The sequence below is a fragment of the Prolixibacteraceae bacterium genome, from assembly GCA_019720755.1.
In the GTDB taxonomy this organism is placed as follows: Bacteria; Bacteroidota; Bacteroidia; order Bacteroidales; family Prolixibacteraceae; genus Halosquirtibacter; species Halosquirtibacter laminarini.
This window is the reverse complement of record CP081303.1, coordinates 1,974,060-1,996,662: the sequence shown is the minus strand read 5'-3', so window position 1 is coordinate 1,996,662 and position 22,603 is coordinate 1,974,060. Positions and strand designations below refer to the sequence as shown.

15 protein-coding genes are annotated in these 22,603 nt (G+C 35.8%); 6 read left to right on the top strand and 9 right to left on the bottom strand.

Annotated elements, in window-relative coordinates:
- Positions 1 to 263: 263 nt before the first annotated feature.
- Positions 264 to 2,528 carry an AAA family ATPase gene (locus K4L44_08010; GenBank protein QZE15766.1) on the top strand — a complete coding sequence of 755 codons (2,265 nt, stop codon included), beginning with the start codon at positions 264 to 266 and terminating at the stop codon, positions 2,526 to 2,528.
- Between the two features lie 11 nt (positions 2,529 to 2,539).
- Positions 2,540 to 3,559 (top strand): hypothetical protein, encoded by a 1,020-nt coding sequence (locus K4L44_08005; protein QZE15765.1) that lies wholly within the window; start codon positions 2,540 to 2,542, stop codon positions 3,557 to 3,559.
- A 173-nt stretch (positions 3,560 to 3,732) separates the two neighbouring features.
- On the opposite strand, the gene K4L44_08000 is transcribed toward K4L44_08005, so the two are convergent.
- Positions 3,733 to 4,734: a quinol oxidase gene (locus K4L44_08000; protein ID QZE15764.1), complete on the bottom strand. Its 1,002-nt coding sequence runs from the start codon at positions 4,732 to 4,734 to the stop codon at positions 3,733 to 3,735.
- 96 nt (positions 4,735 to 4,830) lie between these two features.
- Entirely contained in the window at positions 4,831 to 5,196 is a 366-nt protein-coding gene (locus tag K4L44_07995; GenBank protein ID QZE15763.1) for a hypothetical protein, read from the bottom strand.
- 794 nt (positions 5,197 to 5,990) lie between these two features.
- Between K4L44_07995 and K4L44_07990 the strand changes: the two genes are divergently transcribed.
- The 4 genes from K4L44_07990 to K4L44_07975 all read left to right on the top strand — a co-directional run bounded on the left by K4L44_07990 (position 5,991) and on the right by K4L44_07975 (position 10,679).
- Positions 5,991 to 6,884, top strand: coding sequence for a DUF302 domain-containing protein (locus tag K4L44_07990; GenBank protein QZE15762.1), 894 nt, complete (start codon positions 5,991 to 5,993; stop codon positions 6,882 to 6,884).
- A gap of 8 nt (positions 6,885 to 6,892) precedes the next feature.
- Complete coding sequence (locus K4L44_07985; protein ID QZE15761.1) at positions 6,893 to 7,900, top strand: hypothetical protein; 1,008 nt, start codon at positions 6,893 to 6,895, stop codon at positions 7,898 to 7,900.
- A 473-nt stretch (positions 7,901 to 8,373) separates the two neighbouring features.
- Entirely contained in the window at positions 8,374 to 10,092 is a 1,719-nt protein-coding gene (locus tag K4L44_07980) for an SWIM zinc finger family protein (protein QZE15760.1), read from the top strand.
- Positions 10,093 to 10,148: 56 nt separating this feature from the next.
- Positions 10,149 to 10,679, top strand: coding sequence for a hypothetical protein (locus K4L44_07975; GenBank protein QZE15759.1), 531 nt, complete (start codon positions 10,149 to 10,151; stop codon positions 10,677 to 10,679).
- 199 nt (positions 10,680 to 10,878) lie between these two features.
- Here K4L44_07975 and K4L44_07970 read toward each other — a convergent pair whose 3' ends face one another.
- The 7 genes from K4L44_07970 to K4L44_07940 all read right to left on the bottom strand — a co-directional run bounded on the left by K4L44_07970 (position 10,879) and on the right by K4L44_07940 (position 21,956).
- The gene (locus tag K4L44_07970; GenBank protein QZE15758.1) at positions 10,879 to 11,961 is read right to left on the bottom strand and encodes a DUF4433 domain-containing protein; all 1,083 of its coding nucleotides are present in this window, start codon (positions 11,959 to 11,961) and stop codon (positions 10,879 to 10,881) included.
- A gap of 6 nt (positions 11,962 to 11,967) precedes the next feature.
- Complete coding sequence (locus K4L44_07965; protein QZE15757.1) at positions 11,968 to 12,660, bottom strand: hypothetical protein; 693 nt, start codon at positions 12,658 to 12,660, stop codon at positions 11,968 to 11,970.
- On the bottom strand, positions 12,657 to 13,700 hold the full coding sequence (locus tag K4L44_07960) for a hypothetical protein (GenBank protein ID QZE15756.1): 1,044 nt from the start codon (positions 13,698 to 13,700) through the stop codon (positions 12,657 to 12,659). The genes K4L44_07965 and K4L44_07960 overlap by 4 nt, the downstream gene beginning before the upstream one ends.
- 341 nt (positions 13,701 to 14,041) lie before the next feature.
- Positions 14,042 to 14,359 (bottom strand): transposase, encoded by a 318-nt coding sequence (locus K4L44_07955; GenBank protein QZE15975.1) that lies wholly within the window; start codon positions 14,357 to 14,359, stop codon positions 14,042 to 14,044.
- A gap of 60 nt (positions 14,360 to 14,419) precedes the next feature.
- Positions 14,420 to 18,577, bottom strand: a complete 4,158-nt coding sequence (locus K4L44_07950) for a T9SS type A sorting domain-containing protein (protein ID QZE15755.1) — start codon at positions 18,575 to 18,577, stop codon at positions 14,420 to 14,422.
- Between the two features lie 1,028 nt (positions 18,578 to 19,605).
- Entirely contained in the window at positions 19,606 to 20,115 is a 510-nt protein-coding gene (locus K4L44_07945) for a metallophosphatase family protein (GenBank protein QZE15754.1), read from the bottom strand.
- A gap of 62 nt (positions 20,116 to 20,177) precedes the next feature.
- Positions 20,178 to 21,956 carry a tetratricopeptide repeat protein gene (locus K4L44_07940; protein ID QZE15753.1) on the bottom strand — a complete coding sequence of 593 codons (1,779 nt, stop codon included), beginning with the start codon at positions 21,954 to 21,956 and terminating at the stop codon, positions 20,178 to 20,180.
- Positions 21,957 to 22,603: the final 647 nt, after the last annotated feature.

The following is a 22,603-nucleotide window of genomic DNA, read 5'->3' as shown; positions in this document are numbered from 1 at the left end:
GTTAGACCTAATGCGATTCTCCTTGTAAATCTACATATAGGTTGACAGTTCATCTACATGGTTTATCCCAGTTCAGGATTAGACCTATTAATAAATGGAGGAGCTCAACAATTTGGAGGATTTAAGATCCTTTCTGTCTTTTATTTCTGCTTTTTTACTTTGTTTTTTTATAAAATATCCCAGATTAAAATCTTATTAAGACCTAAATATTTATATTTTTATAGAGGCTGCAATTAAATATAACAATAACTTAAATAAATGACATGAGAGAGATGCTATCGGGGATTAGTATGGAGAATTTTCGTAATTTCAGAGAGAATACGAGTGTCGACTTTAATCCTATTACGATTCTTACAGGGGTAAATAGTTGTGGAAAGAGCTCCCTTTTAAAGGCACTGATGCTTCTAGAGGATAGTTTTCAAAATGACGGACTTCATTCGTTAAATTTCAATGGGAAAAAACATCATCTAGGTTCCATGGAGGCAATCCACTCTAAAGGAAGTGAAAATGAGGTTGCTTTTACGTTGCACTATAAGGGGATTACCTTGCCGATGTTTGGAATGGAGGATGCCAATCTATATGTCAAGTTATATTTCAATGCATTTAATAAACTGGTAGGTCTCCAATTTTTAAAGGAGGAGATCGCACTAGATCCTTTTAAGAAGTTAACTTCTGACGAGGAAGTGCCTGAGGCTTGTATCTACTCCTTTGGTTTTGATAGAAAATATTTTGAGAATAAATCCGATTGGGGAACTTTTTCAACCTATGATACTCCATGTTATACTTATCGATATAAAAATAGCTTCTATCAAGTATGGGAGAGGTATTGTATCGAACATGGTATTGAAAAGAATTTGGTGTTTTTACATATTGCCTTGGAAGATAGAGACCAATTCTCTTATGATGAGTGTGATACATTTCTTCAACGAATATTTCATGCATTCTATCATAAAAAAGTCTCTGAAAATACTCCTACTTCACATGTACCTGAGTATCTGAAAGACGTTCCTTTTCTTTGTAGCTTTAAAGATACCTTTTTTTCGTCCCTAACGTTTACCAAAGAGAATGATCCTCATGAAGAGATAGCCAAGTACTTTGGAGAGATGCCAATTCATGATATCTATAATGATTCTCTTGTGGAGTGTGCCAATAACTATTATGAAGCTGAAAATAGCTTACTTCAGTATGTGGGTATGCCTTCATTGCTATTGTGTAATGTGCAACGTTCTAATACCAGAAGATTGTATCACTTAGAGAGTGAGGGAACTGATTTTAATGAAGATCTATTGGCATACTATAATCAACAGGACTCAGGTCATTCAAGTTATTTCTTTGACAATATTAGAGAAGTTGTAGAGAATGCAACACCTGAAGTTATGATTCGTGGAGAAGATTGGAGTGCAAATAAGACAAGAACTAAAACTTCAGAGGAGATATTACAAGAGAAGAATAATACACTCCAAAAATTTATGGATGCGGTTGGGATTGATAAAACGGAATCTGATGCTTTATATCGCAAACTTTGGGGTAAAGTCAATCGCATAGAAACGGATGAGAATATCCGAGAAAAGAGTGAGAACCAATTGCGAAAATATATTGTACACTCTAAGGACGCCAATAACTTTATAGACTATTGGATTCGAACGCTTGGCATCGGGTTAGGACTTCGTATTGAGCAGATAGAAGGGTATATGCATCGTGTTTGGGTAATCAATTTTGATGGAACAGAAACCAATATTGCAGATACTGGATTTGGTTACTCTCAATTGATTGCAATTCTATTGAAGATTGCTACCAACTGTGAAAGCCGTATTGCAGATCAACTGAGAGAAATGAACAATTCGCTTGATAAAGAAGATAGAAAAGCTTGGGAAGAGTCCAAAGCAAAACAGAAAGAGAAAGAGAAAGGATCCTTTTTGGATCTTCCTGGCGTAAACGATTTGTATAATCCAAAGAGTATACGTAGAGCATTTTATTCCGTCGAAAAGGGAGCAATTGTAGTTTATCGAGTGGAATGTAAAAACTTACCGTCTTTGCCTAGGTTAGATTCAAATGCCGAGACCCAATGTATACAATTTCGTTGTGGTAAATCTGAGATTCAGCAAAATAAATTTAATATCCTTAAGGAAGAGATCGAAACCATCCCGATAAAGCAAACAAAAGGAGAGTATCAGAAACTATTTCTTTTAGAAGAGCCTGAGTGTAATCTACACCCTAAATTACAATCGCTTTTGGCAGATATGTTGGTGGATGCTGTGAAACGATTTGATGTCCAATTTGTCGTAGAGACCCACTCCGAATATCTAATTCGCAAAATGCAATTCTTAACAGCAAAGGGAGCAATATCAAGCGATGAAAGTGTGATATATTATTTATATCCTCCAAACAATATCCCTGAAGGAAAAAAACATATAGAGCGAATTAATATTACCCCCAAAGGGACTTTAGATAATCAATTTGGACAAGGTTTCTTTGATGAGTCATCGAATTTGATGATGGGGCTGCTAACGGGTGAGGTGAATAAATAAAATGGTTTAAGATGAGAAATGCTGCAACTTATTGTACAGACCAACTTTTTGATCAACTGTTGGTACTTAAAAACAGTCTAGACCCATTTATACAACAGGCAGAGATGCAACAACTGTTACATCTTATCAATTTTATTCAAAGAGATGAGAATGTGTTGCTTATCGATAATGAAGCGGATCGTTTCTTAGAGTATGCCAAGACACAGAAAGATTCTAATGGATTTCATAATCTCATTCTACAAACGCTGTTTAATGCAGTGGCTACAGGAAATGGAAAAGCCGAGTTGGTTCAAAATAAGGTGTCTCTATATGATCGGGAAGAGCGTTTGAAGTTCTCTTTTAATGAAAGTTTCGATTCGATTCCAAAGATTGAGATGGACGAAATATTACAGCGTTGGCAACCGTATACGGAAGGCAGAACAATCTGTATTAATCCCAAAGATCCTTTGGATAATGATTTTTATTCGTGGCAAAGTTTAAAAGAGCTAGGTCACCCTTCCTCTTCTTTTGTGCTTGTAGATAACTATATCTGTGCGCACTATAATATCTCGAATCTCATCTCTATTTTAGAGGCTTATTTGAGAGGGCAGAAGGAGTGTCATGAAAAGCTTCATATAACCATTGTAACGAGTAAGATATATACCAAAGGGAGGGACTCTATTGAACCGACTGAAATATCTGTTTTGAAGAAAAGAATCGATAGAGAGATTCAAAAGAGTATCGATAAAGATTGCTATAATTTAAATATCGTTTTATGTAAAACATCGGACAACCACGACCGCCATATCTTTACAGACTACTATACTTTTCGTTCCGGAAACTCCTTTAACTATTTTGACAACCAAACGATGGAGATCCGCTTAAGAAGTATGACAGACTTAGAGGTGATTCCAAACACTGCTAGGAACAAAGAGCAGTTGTATGACTCTTATTTCGAAAATCATCGTCTTTCTGTGCGAACTTTGATAGAGAACGCGGATGATGATTGTGTGGCAGGAGGAAAGATTAATCGTCTTTTAGGGATCTTTTAGCCCTTTTTAGGAAGGATATGATATTCCGAGAAACGATTCATGTTTCGAATAGAATCAAGTCTTCAGAAATTCCTTTGATGTGAAAAATTGGAGGTTTGTCTTGGAAGAGTGAAAGGAGGAACAGGGGGCTTTAATCTCCTGTTCCTCTATCTTTTCTTCTCTCTACTTAAGAACTAGTTCTTAATCTTGAAGAACCATCTCTTTCCAGAGATATCTTCGATCATAAGGGTGTCTGCATCTATCGCATTGGTGGATAATGTGATGGTTGCCTTTGCTCCTAAAGGAAGTTCTAGTCCATGGGCTCCACTTTTAATCATCGCTACATGATGATTGGTAATTTCAACCTTATTGCTCAGCACTTCATCCTTCCATGATTGTTTTTCTACATTGCTATTTAATAGCGACACTTTAAAGAGAAAGCTTCCATAGGTATCAATTCCTTCGGTTCGCATGATATCGAATCGAACTTTATTACTCTTCATTTGGAGTTCGGTCACTTCATAGTTTGGCTTTTTACTTAGATTATGAAGTGGTCCCCATACTCCTCCATGAAAATGTTGATTGGTACCTGTCATAATTAAAAAAATAAGAATCGCACTAGCAAGGATTGTTTTGCGTAATTTGGTCGGGGAGACCAGTGTTTCTAAATCTTGGACAATAAGCCAACGATATTTTGGTTTCTCAAAACAAGTGATTTTTCTATTTTCGATCTTTTTATCCAGGGAGTAGTCGCCTGACCCCGTAAAAAATAGTAACGTTCCTGCCATGATACATAGAACCCCTATTTGCCACTCATCCAAACAAGTGGTTCCTAGCCATCCAGATCCCAATAAGATTCCTGATGCAACCCCTACGGATACCAATGCCATAGGACGAACAAATAGACCTAGAAAGAAAGAGAGCCCTATCAATGCTTCTACAAGGGTGAAGACGATCATATTAATCCATAGCATGTCAGGATTGTCTACCAACCATTGAATGATGGGTTTGATAAAGAGTGCATTTGGCAAAAATGCATTAAATTTCTCGCCTACATATCCAGCAATGTTGGGGTCAAGCTTATTCATTAATATCACTCTTCGCCAAAAAGCAGAGAAGTAGATCCAGCCCATCACTGCTCGTAGAATGACCGGAATTGCAGAATATATATTGTTTTTGAATTTTAAATTATTCATGATATAAAGTATTTGTAAATAAAAAGTTTGGGTGTAACAATCCCATTTATACGATCTCTTTTACTCGTAAACAGATTGAATGACACAGATGTTCTATTACAAATACTTTGGAGGTGTGTAGAGGGGATTTAGATATCCCTCCAGCTCTTCGTGTGAATGCTGGTTATACTTTGGTGCAGTTATCGTTGGATAGCTCTTTTGAATTTTCACAGTAGATTCTATCAGGCCTGGCATAGAAAAAGAGGTTTGACACAATGTCTTTTGCATGTCCTGATTCGGACTTGCTTTCTCTCCAATAAACCATGCTTGACGTTTCTTACAATAGAATGTGGTTTCGTGATACCTCTGGTTCAAAGGGGTGAGGATTGAAACCATAAAACATAGCAACACCAATAGCACTCCAATTTGAGATCGGATTGCAGAACTTTTATCCTCAGTGTGGTATGTTTTAAAAGAAATCATGCTGTAAGGTTAGACAATAAAAATGAAAGTAGAAAATACAAAAGAGTTTTGTGTCCTATTTTAATATGTCTTTAACAATTGTTCGATGTTCTTGTCATCACGATTTACAATGGATATAGTGATGTGTTTTTAATTTCCAATAGCCATTTATACAATGCTCTGTTCTCTCTTAATAGAATTACGATGTTTTTATGGAGGAAAACCACTCTTCAGCCTTTTCTCAGATACCGTTTCATTTAATTTCTACTAATCTAGAGTCTAAGGTTTAATGATTCGGTCTAAAATGACTGGATTTCTCTTCGTCCTTTCGTATACGGTGGCTAAAAATCGTTAGAAAATATGACGAGATTACTTCGTTGCTTGATTACAAATTATTCACACATTGGTTTGGGTTTGGTTCCCCAAATAGTAACTGAAGGGCAAAGAAAGGTTAACCAAAGTAGCTGGGAAACCTTTATATAATTGAACCTTTGTTCGGACACACAGTGAATGAAAACAACTCGTTTATGGAGAATGCCTTAACTTTTCACCTTGTGATGCTATTATGTCTGAATGAAACGTGTTTTTATTACTTTAAATACACCATGTTAGTGGAAGAATTAAAAGGGAAATAAGAGAATTAAATCTGACTTTTATGAGTATCTGCACCTGATGTAGCGATAAATTTAAACCAAGTGGTTTCGATTTTTGTTTGATAAGGAGTATTGTAATGTTTAAGATAGAACTGATCTTGTTTATTTCTGTTTCCAAACAAGATCTTTTTGTGCCGTTTATTAATTAGCCCTTTGATAGTTATGAAAAACGTTTTTCATTGTTTTATATTCAACGTTCTTTGTATGATGATCCCTTCTTGTCAAACTCCTGTTGACAAGAACACCTCTAGGCTTAGTATAGAAGCCCAGGTAGACAATCTTCATATGCAAGTGGAGAGACAAACTATTAAATATAGGGAAATTGTACAGTTAGATCATCATCGAATGGCAATGAAGGCAAAAGCGAAGACCCCTCCTGCTATCGTGTCCATTTTTAGTGATGACTCTCCAATAATCTCTCAACTGGTAACGATAAATCAAGAGATTGCATTGGATATGCCATTTAAGATATTGGCCTATTCGGAACCAAATGCTGATCGTCCCTCTTTAACTTATACTTCCGCTGAGTTCGTAGCAAAAAGACATGGTATGGATATCGAAAGTTTGGCTGACTACAAAGAGGTAATTGAAGGAGTGATCTCGACATTGCCTAAAGACCTGCTTGTTCGTCCTGATTTGATAAAATTAACAGAGGATTATGGTGTAATTCGTATACATAGCAAGTACAATTACATTGAGTCTTTAGGGCGAATCTTTAAAGTATTAAATATTCTTCAAAATAGCGATACACGCATCTTTACATTTATCGATTTTCAAAAGGAAGCATTGAATTATGGACTATCTATCCGTCCAACCCTTCTACTGTTTTTTGGAGCACCTAAGCCCGGAGCAATGGCTATGCATGATGCTCCACAGATTGGATTGGATGCTTTTTGTCAGAAAATGTTAGTTTATGAAGATAAAGATGGAAAAACGCAGGTTCTTTTTAGCAATATGGCTAAATTAGGAGAACTATATTATGGTAAATCAAATAAAGGCCAACAGGTCGTGACCAAAAGAATGACCATGGCATTTGCTAGAGTGTTGACCCATTAATTATTTATATGAAGAGAGTCGTTTTATTTGGAGCAACAGGGCGTGTAGGAAAGATATTTCAATCACTCACCCCTCCCTCTACCCAACTTACACTAATGGGTCGAAAAGAGTTAAGGGATATAGATCGTATAGAAATGGATGCGGATGCAGTGGTCGTTTGCATTGGAACAACCATGAAGGATGCAGGATCAGAAGAGGCATTTATCGCAGTAGATTTCGATCTAGTGATGAAGATCGCTACTTGGGCAAAACAGCAAAATATACCTGAGTTTCATATCCTCTCTTCTGTAAATGCGAACCCTAAGACACGAGGAGTTTATCTTCGTACCAAAGGCCATATGGAAGAAGAGGTGACGAAAATTGGTTTTGAGCGTCTACATATCTATCGTCCATCTCTTTATGAAGATTGGAAACGACGTCCGATAAGATGGAATGAGCTGATCTCTATTCCTCTACTTAAATTTGTTTCAGGACTCACTCAAAAATGGACCAATTTATGTCCGATGAATCCACATGTTCTTGCACAGTATATATGGGACAATATTTCTGCGCCATCTAAACTACACGAATCTTCTGATATAGAGTCTATCATTCGATACAATACCATAACCTATCGAAAGAAAGAGTTGAAAAGTCTCTTTATGATGCTGTTTTGTGTGATTGTTTTTGCAATGGGCTATCGTCAGGCTGTTTTCATGCCTATGGTATCTTTAAACATTGCTATTGCCGTAGTGCTAGTATTTACATTAGGACTCATCATCGGTGTGATTCTAGGTCTTAGGAAAGCAAAGCAGGAGGATAAGAAAGCGTTGGCGATTCATTTTAAGAAGACCAAGATAGGAATGCGGGTTCTTTTATGGATTGAGTTGCTCGCATTTATTGCGGGGATTGTGATTGCCATAGGATGGTCTGCCCATATTGGTATTTTTATCACCGTCTTAAGCTTTATTCTTATCTGTTTTGATACCATCTTCTTAATGAATATTAGACGTTATCTCAATTACTTGAATTCGTAATACGTCCTTTAAAATAAAATATTAGGACAGCCCAAACTCTTGAATAAAGAGTCTGGGCTGTTTTTGTGTGGTAATTCAATGTGCTGATTATTTTTACGAGATTTAGCAATTATACATGTTTGACCCTATGGGTTTACCCCATTTCTCTAAACGATTTTTCTCTAGTTTAGTGTTTGCAATGTTGTGATTCAGGCTTGAAACATATAACTTACGTTGAAATCTATAACGAATAGATAGAAATCATGATAAAGATGTGTTTTTTTGAGAATATGAAACTTGTTTTTTCATAGAAAGTAAGTGTAAACTTTTTTTATATAAAGTAAAATATCAATGGGATTTGGTTTCGTTGATATTAGCCTTCAAATGAAGGCACAGTGAATAAAGAGAGGAGAATTTTGCAAAAGTCTGAGTTGGATTGTATTTCTTCCTATTTTGCAAAGTAGAAATAGAAAAAGAGTAAACATAAATATAAAATGACGATACAAGATTTAATCAATATAATCCCTCCTGTAATATTAAAAAGAGGAGAGGGGTATTATCATAGCGGAAATATCTTGGAGCTTAATCAAGGACAAGATGGGACTTGGTATGCTGATGTGGAGGGGAATAATGGTACCTATAAAGTGGAAATTAAACCTGATTACGATAGCCAATCTGCTGATTACTATTGTGATTGTCCCTATGATGGTGCTATATGTAAACATGTCGCCGCGGTTGCTCTTGCAATCAATGAGAGAAAAACAATGAATATTCCATCAGACAATATAGAACTTAAAGAAGTGAGCTGGGAACAGTTGATAAAAGATGCGAAACTCAAAGATCTGAGGGATTTTATGCTTGACTATGGGGAGAATAATCATGACTTTAGGCATCAAATTAAGCTCACTTTTTCAGAGCCTGTTTCTGTAGATAACGCGGACAACATATCCTATTACGAGAGTCAAATTAATGGAATCTTTGAGAACTATGAAGATGGGGGATTTATTGACTATCGTAGTGGTCACAAAGCAATGAATGATGTGAGTCAGTTCCAGATAAAGGCGGATGAGTATTACTTAAAAGGCAATCTTAACGAAGCTTTTTGTATCTCGGCTGCGATTGCAATGGAGGGAATAAGTGCGATTCAATATATGGATGATTCCTCTGGAGATTGTGGAGGAGCTATTTGTGAATCATTTGAGGTCATGGAGAATATACTCTATAAAAATACGCCTTCTCGTGAATTGAGAAAACGGATTTTCGATTGGCTTCATGAACAGGTTCAAAATTCTGATTACATAGATTTTGGTGTCGGAGATAGTCTAGAGTCATTGTTTTTTAATACTGCTGCCTTTTTAGGACAATTGGATTTGGCTTATAAGTTTATTGATGCGAATATTTCTACATTGAGTAAAGAAAATGACTGGAGTTCAAAGCACTCTTTAAGAAGATATCTGGAGCAAAAGGTAAAGATGTTGGAGTCTGAAGATCGTCAGGTCGAAGTAGAAAATATCATAGATTCTTATTTACATCTTGAGAATTTTAGACAGATAAGGGTGGATGCTGCCTTGAAGGCAAACAATCTGAAAAAAGTTGAAAAGCTGATACTAGATGGGATTAAGATAGCACAAAAAGAAAACTCTAGTGGGGTTGTCCATCGATGGAAAGATCAACTCCTAGAGCTCTATAAGCAACAAAAACAAACATTAAAGTACCATAATTTGGCTAGAGAACTGTTTCTTGAAAATACTTCTGAGAATAAGTATTTTTATATCTTTAAACAGACTAGCGATACGAAAGATTGGGAAAAGAAAAGAGATCTGCTCATAGACGATTTGAAAAATAATAAAAACGGTTATTATAGAAGTACTCCTATTCATAATTTGGCTTGGGTGTACATTGAAGAGCAGTTGATAAATGATCTATTTGAACTAGTACGTTCTTCAAATAGTATTGATGTAGTCATCTATTATACAGACCAGTTAAAAGAGAACTATTCTACTCAATTATTGAAGTATTATACAATGGCTATTGAGAATGCTGCAAGAAATACAGGAAGAGGTGTCTATGTGACTTTGGTGCATTATTTTAAAAATATGGCCAAACTGAAAGGAGGTTTGAACGCTGCTACAACTTTAAGAAGCTCTTTATTGGTTCAATACAAAAACCGCCCCGCAATGAGAGAAGAGTTTGGGAAATTGAATTGGAAATAGATAATTAATCAACGTGCTGATGATCTAATCATTTGAAATATTAAAACTATCGTAAGATGGCAGAGAAAGATAATAGTGTACAAAATAGAATATCATCTATTTATATTGAAGAGATGCGACATGAAATTGTTTTGGAGCAAGCCTCTGTGAAATTACAAGAACTTGTAGGTAGTATCGCTGAAAGCTTGACTGCTGATTTCATCTGTTTTTTGAATCCTGAAACCTTGGAGATCGAGGAGGTGCCTAAAGATTTTCTTTATGATTTTGAAGAATTAGAGGCAGTTGTGGGCGAAAGTATTGTTTCCGATGGGTTGAAACATGTTGCTTGGCAAAGCTGTATCACGATGGAACCTATGGAGTCGGAAGAATCATTTCATATGATGGCGAACTTTGTGAAGGAGGTAGAGAATATCTCGTTACAAGCTGATTTGGTCGAAGCTCTAAGTCGTAAAAGGCCTTTTGCTCATTTTAAATCGATTATAGATGGTTCTGGTTATCGACAACAGTGGTTCGATTTTAGACAAAAGCAGACAGCGCTCTATGTGTGGGATATGATCCATGATGCTATAGCGGATGAATATAGTTGATTCGATTGATCCCTTATCTCTACGCTTAGGTTGATGAGCATTCATTCAAAATGGAGTGGTTGAAGTGTTCACGATGAAGGAATAGATGCTTATTAATTGCACTTTATTCCTTCATCGTTTATTGAGAACTACTATTTCTGAATACTGGGGCTAGCGAGCCCTATTATCACAACTAGCTCTAGTTCATTGTTTCCACCTTTTATCCTATATGGTTCAAATTGGAGATATAGTTGATTGGAACTTTTTCCCATATAAGTACTTCCGCTTGGTAGGCATCTTTCTCTTCGTAGGATAGACCAGAATATGTTTTCTGAAATAGATCGTATCGAAGCGAACGAAAAGTCTCGAGTTCATATCGTATCACTGCATCTCGTCTGGAGGCATTTTGATCGCAAATCTTAGAGCCTATTCGCTTCAATACACTGACGTCTATCTCTAGAATGACAGGGTCCTGAATCCTTCCTTTTTTTATCATCTCCTCTAACATCGGATGTCTTTTGCAGAAAGAGAGTCTGACATAGTGTTCAGAACTCTTCATCTTATCTAACTCATAAGAGAGGGTGTCGCCACCTGGATTTTTTATGTTAATATTATTTCGATGAAGCAATTCTCTTGCATAGAGGCCTCCATGATCCATAATGCTCTTCACATTCTCTCGCTCAGTGAAGTGATATAGTTTCTCAATCCCATTGCTTTGAAGTATCTCATATAGATCCGAGGCATCTTGTCTCTCTATCTTCCCCTCTTTGAGTTTTGATAATTCCCATGCCTCTCGCTCTTGTAGAACCTTGTTCCATCTCTTTTGGTTGTCATTTACCTGTGTATGGTTCACGATAAGATCATGTAGATATTCACTCGCTCCATGTAGTAGCTTTTGGTATTTCAGTATCTTTCGATCGTTTTGATATACCGTTAGGTTTTCTAATGCAGAGAAGAGATATTTAAAAAGATGTACGAGATCCTCATAGAGATTGTTGTATTGCTGGTTTATCTCATATAGACTTGGGTTTAATTTTAGGGTGATATGGTGCCGAGCATTGGCGGCATTCATATCTATTCGACCAAGTGCCATGGACGAATTGCCAACCGTACTTAATTTATATGTGACATGTTCTCGAATGTCTTCTGACAAAAATAGTGTGTTATATATCTCCTTGATTGAATCTAAAGAGCGATAACTTTCTGAAGCAATAGCCTCTTTAATTAAATTTTGTACCTCCTCTATTTGAGTGAGAACAAATTCGTTGTTTCTAATAAATTGGGTGTTCTGCTTTTCGTTCATTATAAGCTATTCAAAATAGATGATTTTCAAGTTACGGTCTACTCTAAAGAGTTCAAAAAGTTGGATCTCATCAAAATGATTGAGCTCCATACGGAAATAGAAATCAGGATCTTCTCCTTGATAGCAGAAAGTTTTATCTTGAGATGATACCAAGAAGGCTCGTTTGGCTGACAACGTTGGTTCAACACTCACTAGTAGCTCTTCTCTGTTCTCGGAGAAACGTAAATTGACATTCCTATTTACTTGACTTTCGGTTATTAATAGGCCATCCTCCCATCTCTGGTGTTTCGTAGAGTAAAAAATCTCTGATTGACTATTGGATTTGCATTTTTTCTCAAAGTGTTTCTTTGCAAAGTAATCCTCTAGAAATTCTCCCATTCCTGCCCAACTAATATTGTTTATGATAGAAATAGGAGCATAGTTCATCATCTCTTTTAGATCATACTTCTCAGGATAGAGAATGTGGGCAGCTTGTACAAATGTTTGGGTGATGGGTAGAAGGTGAACATTCTGAGGTCTAACACTTCCAATATTCTGTATATTGTGGGTGCTTTTGACAGGATAATTGTTGAGGATATACCTGCATGCTTGATTGATTACTTCTGGTTCAATATCTTCTAACTGCAGAGGTCCTTGTGAATTTTCTAGTTTTTTGAATCCATTCTCTAAAATGGTTATCGCTTGGTCTAATTTTATCATCTTCTTAATAAATAACGATTAATATGTGTTGTTGTATACTCTGCCACTCTTAGAGACGCAAGGATAATTGCAACGGCATCGATGGCAGTGATAATATGGTTTGTGTTATGTGCTCCCGAATTTCCACTAGTCTGTAGTAGTCTAAAATAGGAGAGCATCCAACCCGAGTCTTTGAGTATCTTGGGTTGTATGGTTCCGATGCGTTCGTGTAGTGTCATCTTCGAAGTATCTATTTCTGGATGCCAAACATTGATAAGGCACTCTGTGCTCTTCTCTGCTAACACCCTTCCCGCCACTGCAATACTCTTCACCGAAGGAGATGGAGATTTAAGTAGGTTGTTGATCTCCTCTAGATGGGGAATCAAATGTTCGTTGAGGGAATCGATCTTCTCTATGAGCTCTTGTCTACATGTTCGTAGCAACTCTAAAGAGGTGCTACTAGTAGGCTCTGTATCCTCCCCAAAGAATGCATCGATAATATGATTTAATCTGGAGGCTGCTTTGAGATCGTAGGCGAATACACGGACAGTCTTTAATGAATTACAACGCATTGCCCATTTGCGTACCACTCCCATAATGCCTATGGCAGTTTCATCAAGAGAGAGGTTTTGGGCTCCTGAACCCAGTAGTGGGAGTGAGATAGATTCTAACTCAAGGTACTCTATCACTTCAATCAGTTTTTCGAGCCGTTTCATGGAGGTATAGAAATCGTTTTTGCTCTCTTCTCCTTTTTCAAATTGGGTCATCTCTATGGCCCATAAACGTTTGTATATCTCTGTTTGAGGACTCGCTAAATCATAGATTCCTTTTTCTAACTTTAGGGCCTCTTTGGGAAGTCCATCAGGGTAAGCAATGCCAAAACGTTCATTTATTCGCCCTAGAACCGTTCGTTTCTTTGGATAGAAATCGCCTTGAAATGCAGACACCAATAACACATCTGAATATCGCGATGTGATATCTCCTCCATAAAACTCTAGTTTTAGAGATTGCCCATGCTTGTTTGGGATCTCTGTAATGTTGAATATATAGCTATTTTCCAATGGTCGAAATTTTTAAATAAGAAGGGTATAATATCTATCAAATCCACAAGATCAAATAAAATTAGTTTCGCTTATGGAGGGGGCTAAATATTGTTTTAATGTTGATCATAAATGTAAGTATTGTAAAATTAATAAAATAAATAGAAAGAACCCTAATAGTGCGTAGGTGCATTCTATGTCTGATTGTAATTGTCCTTTATAATATCTAATTGTAACCATAACATGAAAATGTCAGTTGGAAAAACAGCATAAAGATTTGTGCCTTTGTCGCTTGAATCCACGAATGATTTTATGCATGTATCCGTTCGGCTATTCACGTATATGAAGATTGATCTTTTTTATTATGAAGATACTTTCCAGTTTTGAGGAAGTAAGTCATCGTATTTCGATGGCTTGGTGTCGGATATACGATTTAAGATATCTGTATACCATGCATGAGGTTCAACGTCTGCCATTTTGCAGATTGAAGATAGGGTATAAAACATTGCTGCTCTTTTTGCTCCCTTTTCTGATCCAGCAAAGAGATAGTTTTTACGTCCAATCGCTACTGGACGTACTTTATTCTCCACATTATTATTGTCGATAATGTAGCTTCCATCTTCTGTATATTGGCACAGTTCATCCCATAGGTTTAGGGTATAGTTGATTGCTTTCCCAATAGGGCTTTTTGGTAATGCTGTAAGGGACTCTTTTTTTAGTTACAATATTTTACATTCGTTCTACTGTTTTATAAGTTTCGTTGCATATTGTCTATTTGAATATATATCAGATATTTCCAGGAAATAAATTCCATTAGGAAAGCTGTCTAAAATGATGTCTTCTTGTTGTTTGCAATTTTTTCTAGAGAGTATTATATTCCCTCTGATGTCTCTTATATTTAAATTCATCACAGCCTTGTTGTTCCCTAAGGAGACTTTGATAAGATTCTTGAAAGGATTTGGATAGACTTGAATATCTTTTGCCTGAAGATCCAAAGAGGAGAGAGTTGATACCTTTTGTTCTAGAGATATTTCCTTTGATGCACCATATATTGTTTTAAAGAGAAGTGTAGTGGTCTTTGTTACAGGATCAAAGATCGATACTACTGCTCTTTCATGACTATTTTGTTTGATGTCCCACTCTCCACGTAATACCAATGAAACTTGTTGTTCTTCCGATTCGTTCCATCTGTTATTGTCGTCTACATCCCACACCATATTATAGTGCTTATCTTTTGGAAGTAGTCCTAAATCAAGATGAGAAAGAGAGAGGTTTATTTGGTTGTTTTTTTGATGAACCATTACCATTGCATCCGAGTCAATACTCTCAATAACCCCTTCAGGTGATGCAACATTCGTTGCCTCAAAGAAGCTATATCCATATAGATTCATTTGTTTTGAATAGAGAATGTGGGCCGAGCCGTTCTGTTGGATTACTTTAACGTAATCATTGGGAGCTGTCGCAATATCCTGGATTAGTTTTTCTCCATCCAAAGAAATTATATAGCTATATTGGTTCGACTTAGGACTCTGCCCATGATCCCATATAAGCTTTTCGAATGTACCTTTGGTATCTTTTCGATCTCGATCATCTCTTGACGTTTGTTCTTCTCTTGAAAGCTCTAAAGCAGAACCTGAAGGGAAATAATATGAGATACCTTTCGAATCTGTAATTGTGGTTGCAGAATTTGTCCCTTTAAAACTATTTAGAATTCCAGTTTGTGCAACTCCATTAAAGATGGTTTTATCTGTAGCAATATTAATATGATTCTGAAAAATAGTGGTGTGAACAGGATAAGTATCTAATGTAGATTGAATATTTGAACCCAAGCAAACAACATAGTTCCCAAAGAATGTATATGATTTCATCGCTCTCAATGAGATTTTTCCGCTCTTAAGTGTGCGTAAGTCTTTGAATCGATATCCATACATTCCATACTGATTCATTAAGGAAACACCACCAGCAAAATAGTCAAAACAGAACTTCGCATATTGGTCATAGCTACGTTTATATTTCAAATCTGGAATAGGAATATTATATGCTGTAACCCCAGGGATATGTGCCCAATCATATCCATCAATACTCCATCCCGAAGCTTTGGCAGATGGCGCTCCAATTTCAATGTCTTGTGTTCCTATGATCTCTAGTGCACCATTCGATTGGTTGTAACCAAAAAAGTTCTGTTCTCCATTATTCTCAAAGTCCCAAACATATTTATTGAAACCTTTTACTGAGATCATCTTATCTTTAAAGCGATGTACTTGGAATGCAGCATATGGGAACGTTCTGTTTCCTTCAGTATACGTAATAGGAGATACAGTATTGCTATTTACAAATGTGTTTGCATCTGCCCAGTGTCCATAAGATCCAGTAAAATTGATAGAACATTGGACATCACGAGCTTTCTGGTCTTTCACTGCATCGGTGCTATTCCATAGAGTCATAAAGTGTCCCTCTAATTGCTGCTTCATCTTACCATTCGGTAGTGCCTTGCATAGCGAAAGAATAGAGAGTTCATTGGTCATTAGAGTAGATCGATTGTTTGGAAAACGACCTGCTACCCCATATGGAATATCATATCTATTGGAGTAGAAAATTTGTGCTAGCCAATAATTTCCTAGATTTTCAAGTGCAGAGGATTTCAAAGCATAAGGTGTTCCTGATAGGAAAAAGGCCATGTCGGAAGCCATCATTACTCCCCCTGCATTATACGCATTACCCCAGAATCCATGATGATGAAATCCTGTATAGTCTCTTTTGATCATTCCGCCCCATCCTGGTGAAAACTGACATGCTTCGTTAATCACTCTCGACAGTTTGATCATCTCTTCGTTACGATAGCTTTTATGTGCCCCACTCATTAGCAGTGTAAGCATCTTATTTCTATAAAAGGTACGTGTATAATCGGAGTTTCGTGTTCTATTCTTATCCTCTTTGTTCCATCTTTCGACATCGAAATTATCCATCAAAGACCACTCTGTCCACCATCGACATGTTTTCAATACATTTGGCCAGCTCCCTGCAATGATAAGATCATCTCTCATCAAGAATGCGGAATAGAAATAGCTAGATAGTGTAAGATAGATTCCTCCCCCTTGAAATTCTTTATAACAGGTGTTGTTAAAACCTCTAGAGTAGATATAGTCAAAAAGATGTACGATCTGTTCTTTTGTCTCTGGCTTGTGATAATATGGGTTATTGGGAGATTCTATTTGATAGACCATAGATAGAGGAAATAGTACTTTTGTTAATAAAGTACGAAGATGTTCTCTATCTGTATCATCTTTCTGGGTTGTTTTGTCTAGTTTCAGATACAACGCGGTATTGGCAGAAGAGATCACATAATTTTTTGCATCCACCGATGCTTTATCTGCTCTATCGACGAGGTAACCAATATGTTTTTGTAACCACTTCTCTGAAAGGTCACTTCCATGCCCTGTTAGTGAATATAAAACTCTTTGTTGAATTTTATCCATCTCTTGATATGGCATAATGATCTTTGAGTCTCCCATCACTTGATCTCCTAAACCGTTGGTTACGATATAATAAAGACGTTTTGGTGTTGAAGAAGGGATATGCAAGCGGAGAGTATTATCTCCAGGAGTAATACTTTTTATTTGAGTTGTAGAAGGATCATTAAGAATTTGATCTGCCGTAGTATAGGTGTTGGATACGTTATGGTCATCGCTAATAACATAGTAAAAAGACCCACCCATATCGGTCTTTAAGACGAATGGAATAAAGTCTTTTTCTATTCTTGATAGTACATTAAGAGAAAGTTTTATCTCTTGCTTAATGGTAGTAGATGTTACTTTACTTGAAGTATTACCCTCTTTATCTACTGCGGTTAATGTAACAGAACTCATCTGTTGAGGTACAAAACGATCAAAAATTACTTCTTTAATCCCTTCAGATACTTTGTAGTCAACAACCTTCTTTTCGATCTCTGTACCATCTTGAAGAAACTCTAAAGTGATGGAAACATTTTCATTACAATGATATTTGATTTTTGCGGAGGTTGTACCTGTGATCTCAAAGCCATCTAATACAATGACAGGTGCTGTTTCATCTTGATATTCTAGCTTTTGAATGGAATTAGTAGTGGATACCCATGCAAATTCATCTTTTGTTGCCACTCCTAAAGCATCTTTACCAGTCACTCCCATTTTTGCTACAAGAGAAGGTTTCGTAAGCATATATGGAAAACAATATAACCCAGGAGTTGAAGTTTTACTGTTCTGTGAAACCACCAAAAGTTGTGAGCCCATTACTGCACATTGATTTGATTTGGAATATGTGCCATCATTTAAAAATGCTTTAGTGTAGTAGACCTCTCCATTCTCAATCTTATCTAATTGAAATACTCCCCGGCGTCGGTCCACAAAAAAGAGGTTCCCTTCGATCTCTTGAAAATCTTTTACCGTTGGCAGATCATTCGTCTTGCCCATTAGTTGAGTCGATGATGATTGTAGTACTCCATTCTCATAACAAGCAATTCCTTCACCACCAATCCATAGTTTATTCTTTGAGGAAAAATAACAACATATGGGTTTGTTGATTGCTATAGGAGTTGTAGCTCTTTTAGCTCCATCTTGTTCAAAGATGACTATCTCTTTATTGTTTTGATCCACACAATATATTGTGTGATCTTTCGCAACATATACATCTGTTAAAATAGGATCTTTACTAAAAGACCCCGTTGGGATAAATGGGATTGTAGTTCCTTTGTCGTAATCTATTTTTACAATGCTTGTTCTATTTACAATTCCTATTAATTCATCATCCAAAAAAGCCATAGATGAAATGTCCATAATAGGTTTACTCGTTATCTCTGTCCACTCTTTTGCTTGGATAGATAAACTCGAAAGGCATAGTATCAGCCACAAGAAATTCTTCATATTCTATGATATAGTGTAAAAAGTTTAAAAGGAAGTGTCTTTAGAGTAGCTTGATGAATAACCTATTCAAGCGAGGCAAAATAGTTAAAGATTCTCTGTTTGAATAATTATAAACATCTACTTCATTCCTACGCTTCCCTATTATAATATTCAAACACAAATTTACACTATTGTTAATATATTGAAATTTAATTTTAGTTCTTTAACTTAAGGAATTGTTCAAAAAAATTTAGATTTCGTTGAATTTACTCTGTAGATGATTAAAAGCGTGCTGATTTTGTAATTCATTGGGGATATTTGGATGTCTCTTATTGTGGAGCCTCTATTTTATGGCAAGAGGAGCATTGATAGTGAATAATGTTTGTTCTGATATTGATAAGGAGATACTAATAGAACTTACACCCTTTTTTTGATAGTCCTGAAAAGTGTCACACATTTTTATGGACAGTGTCAAAAAGTATAAATTGAACTAGTTTCAACATACTCTTCTTTACCCTTCCTTTACCCTTCCTTTACCCTTCCTTTACCCTTTGGTTACCCCAAGAGTAACCAAAGGGTAAAGGAAGGGTAAACGATTTGTAATCGAGATATGGTTCAATCTGGTTCTATTTGTCTTAAATTTATAGACTAGGATAGAGATGTCTGTAGTTTATTTTGCTATTGGGTTGTTTCTTAAATAGTATTATTGGCTATCTGTCTGTCTAAATATTTTCATTCTATCATAGTAAAAACTCGTGTGAAGTAGGTCAATCATGATGAATGGGATGTGTTTTATTAAAAAATGATGCTTTGGATATATTTCTGTAATGTTCTTAAGAGTGGTCTCTCAATGCGGACCTCTATTTTCTCTTGTTCTAAAGTGAATTAGTAATTCGTTTTTGTGTGCTACATTATTTTTTCAAAGATCAAAACAGTTCTCTGGTTGTTGTTATACCCCTTGCCTTTTATTTTTGAGAGAACCTATCGTTTCAAATCACAAGGATTAATATCCAATCCCAAAGATGACTCCAACAAAGATGTAAAGAGAGTTATTCTACCAATTTTCCTCTTGGTCCTAATTCAATAACACGTAGGTTCTTTATTTCTCCATTATCAATGTCAAATTTAAGTAAAGTACGAATTTTATGAAATCCATGTTTGCCAATTGCTCCTGGGTTCATATGAAGAAGCCCCTTTGAAGTGTCGGGTATTACTTTCAATATATGGGAGTGTCCTGAGATAAATAGATTTGGTTTCTCTTTTGTGAGTAGAGGACCAATACCTTTATAGTATCTTTTGGGATAGCCGCCTATGTGTGTCATCACTACTTTGATTCCTTCCACTTCGAAGATTTGAAATTCTTTTGTGGTAGCCCTTACTTGGTGGTCGTCGATATTTCCATATACTGCCCGTAGAGGAGCTATTTGTTGAATTTGGTCCACTACTGGTAACCCCCCAATATCACCAGCATGCCATATTTCATCTACATCAGCTAGGTGTTTTATTGCCAGATTATCTAATTTCCCATGGCTATCAGAAATGAGTGCTATTTGTTTCATAAGCTTTAATTAAAAACGCAAAACTTTTCATAAGCTTTGCGTTTCTAAAAGTAGTATAAAAATTAAAACTGCGATAAATATGTAATTAAGTTTTCATCACGGGGCAGATCCATCTTCTTACGTAAACGAGATCTTGCAACGTCAATGCTTTTAGCACTCTTATAAGTCAGAGCACTAATCTCTTTGGTCGTCATATTTAAACGTAAGAAAGCACATATTTTACGTTCGTTTGGTGTGAGATTGGGATGACTTTTTTCGATATTGCGATAGAAATCACTATGAACTTTTTCAAAACGAACTTCAAACTCTTTCCATCCATCGTCTTTCTTAAAGAAGTTTAGTTTGTCTATGATCTGATTAATACTCTTCTGGGCTGTTTTAGGGATGATGAGTTGTTGAAGAAGCTTAATGATTTCATCAATAAATTCATTGGTCTTCACCATGGATATTGCTTTGGATGCAAGCTCATTATTTCTAAAATTCAACTCTCTATTTAATCGTTCATTCTCTTGTTCTTTCTTGTATAACTCTAGAGAGGCAATCTCTTTGGTCTTGTTATTCATCAGTTGCTGTTGTTTTCTCTTTTGATTAAAAGAGATAATGAAATAGATGATGAATAAAATAGATATAAGAAATAGAACTAATAGAAGTCGAGTACGCAATGTTTGTTGACTATTAATTACACGTAGTTGTTTGATCTCCTGAGTCTCTTTGAATGCATCAATACTATAGAGTAGCTTCGAGAATTCTGAACGGCTGTTTTCTGTCTCTATTAACTTTTCGAGGTTAATATATTCCGTTTGATATTTAGCTGCTTCTTTGTATCTGTTTTGTTTTAAATATAATTTTGAAAGAAATAGAATTGCATCAAGTTTACGACTTTTAAGTTTGTAACTTTCAAAAAGGATATTGGCTCTTTGAGCACTCTCCTCCGCTTGCTTATATTTATCAAGATTCTCATAACAGGCCGCGATCTCTAATGTTGTATTTCCAACTTCTAAATGCTGCTGTTTTAATGTGTAAAGATTTAGTGCACTTTCATAGAAGTGTAAAGACTCTGGATATTTCTTATATAAAAAATAGGCTTTACCCAGTTGAAAATCAGCTGTTGCTACATTTTCAGGCTCTCTGTCTCTAGCATACATTTGTCGAGCTTCTTTCATATAGTTAATTGCCTTTTCGAAATATCCTTGTTCTAGGAATACTTGGGCAATAAGAAGTTTAGAGTGGCCGATTAATCCTAGGTTATTATTTTGTTTTCTAATGACTAATGCTCTTTTATAGAATGATAGTGCTTTCTCGTATTTCTGTGTTTTTAAAGCAACCATCCCAAGGTTATTGCAGGCCACTGCTATTCCATAATTATCTTTTAGCTTCTCAAAAATTTCAAGAGACTGTTGGTAGTATTTCTGAGGTAGCTGAAAATTGTTTAATGCATAGTATACATTTCCAATATCATTTAAGCAGTAGGCTTTTCCATTTTCATCTTTCGCAAGATTGATATATTTTAGTGATTCAAAGTATGCATCCATTGCAAGAGGATATATCTTTAATTCAAGATATATGTTTCCTATACGATTATAGATTGATGACTTTACTTTATTGTTATTTTGAATTATATCGAGGTTGGCTGCTTCCTTCATCATGCTCACCGCCTGGTAAGGATTATTCTTTTTTAGTGTCTCATATTTCTGAAAAGACTCCTGCAAAGAGGTCGGAATATTCTCGCTCGGTTGTGCACGGAGGATATTTGAAAAAAGAATAAATCCAAAAAAAGATAGATAAAGAATCGATTGCTTTGTTATTCCTTTTTTAATCATTGTAGTGATATCATTAATCATGTTTCTCTATTTTGCTAAACAAATGTAGTGCCGTTTTATTTATGCAACTGTTAAAATAACAAGCGATAATGTTATTAAGTTTTAATTATTACAGGTTGAGGTTCTGGTTTATGCTCTGTTGTATGTGTTTTAGAGAAGAAAGCGAAATTGAAAGGACTAATTGATGGAGGTCTCTAAGGACATCTAGTGCTCATATTTGTTTGTTTGTTGTGTTTCATTTTATGGTATATGCTTTCTACAAAACTACCTAAAAAAAGATATATGACCTAAAATTATATGACTATGGATGTCCCTAGAAGGTTCTCTTTATGATTTCGATTGGTCGTTTTTCTTCTTGAAGATACAATCTATATTCGCACAATCTTTGAGTAGATGTTTTACTTTAGATATTTATAATGAGCTGTATTCTAATGAGAGTATGTGAGATAGTCCATTTCTCTATTTAACTTTATTGATACTTGCGAACTGAGTCTCTCTCTTATTGAATGAGAATAGGAGATTACCAATGTTTCGTGTGATTTCATTGCTTTATAATACGAACTTATCATTAAATGGGGTGGTTTTGTTTAAAACTATAATGATGATCATCTCATAATTTAGAATTATTCCATGAAGGGTTGTTATCTAATCCTGTTTATTTAAATGTT

Coding starts and splice junctions, on each gene's coding strand:
- K4L44_07970 (QZE15758.1), bottom strand. CDS start 11,961: ATGAACGAAAAGCAGAACACCCAATTTATTAGAAACAACGAATTTGTT.
- K4L44_07940 (QZE15753.1), bottom strand. CDS start 21,956: ATGATTAATGATATCACTACAATGATTAAAAAAGGAATAACAAAGCAA.
- K4L44_08000 (QZE15764.1), bottom strand. CDS start 4,734: ATGAATAATTTAAAATTCAAAAACAATATATATTCTGCAATTCCGGTC.
- K4L44_08005 (QZE15765.1), top strand. CDS start 2,540: ATGAGAAATGCTGCAACTTATTGTACAGACCAACTTTTTGATCAACTG.
- K4L44_07965 (QZE15757.1), bottom strand. CDS start 12,660: ATGATAAAATTAGACCAAGCGATAACCATTTTAGAGAATGGATTCAAA.
- K4L44_08010 (QZE15766.1), top strand. CDS start 264: ATGAGAGAGATGCTATCGGGGATTAGTATGGAGAATTTTCGTAATTTC.
- K4L44_07950 (QZE15755.1), bottom strand. CDS start 18,577: ATGAAGAATTTCTTGTGGCTGATACTATGCCTTTCGAGTTTATCTATC.
- K4L44_07990 (QZE15762.1), top strand. CDS start 5,991: ATGAAAAACGTTTTTCATTGTTTTATATTCAACGTTCTTTGTATGATG.
- K4L44_07980 (QZE15760.1), top strand. CDS start 8,374: ATGACGATACAAGATTTAATCAATATAATCCCTCCTGTAATATTAAAA.
- K4L44_07995 (QZE15763.1), bottom strand. CDS start 5,196: ATGATTTCTTTTAAAACATACCACACTGAGGATAAAAGTTCTGCAATC.
- K4L44_07945 (QZE15754.1), bottom strand. CDS start 20,115: ATGAAACAAATAGCACTCATTTCTGATAGCCATGGGAAATTAGATAAT.
- K4L44_07975 (QZE15759.1), top strand. CDS start 10,149: ATGGCAGAGAAAGATAATAGTGTACAAAATAGAATATCATCTATTTAT.
- K4L44_07985 (QZE15761.1), top strand. CDS start 6,893: ATGAAGAGAGTCGTTTTATTTGGAGCAACAGGGCGTGTAGGAAAGATA.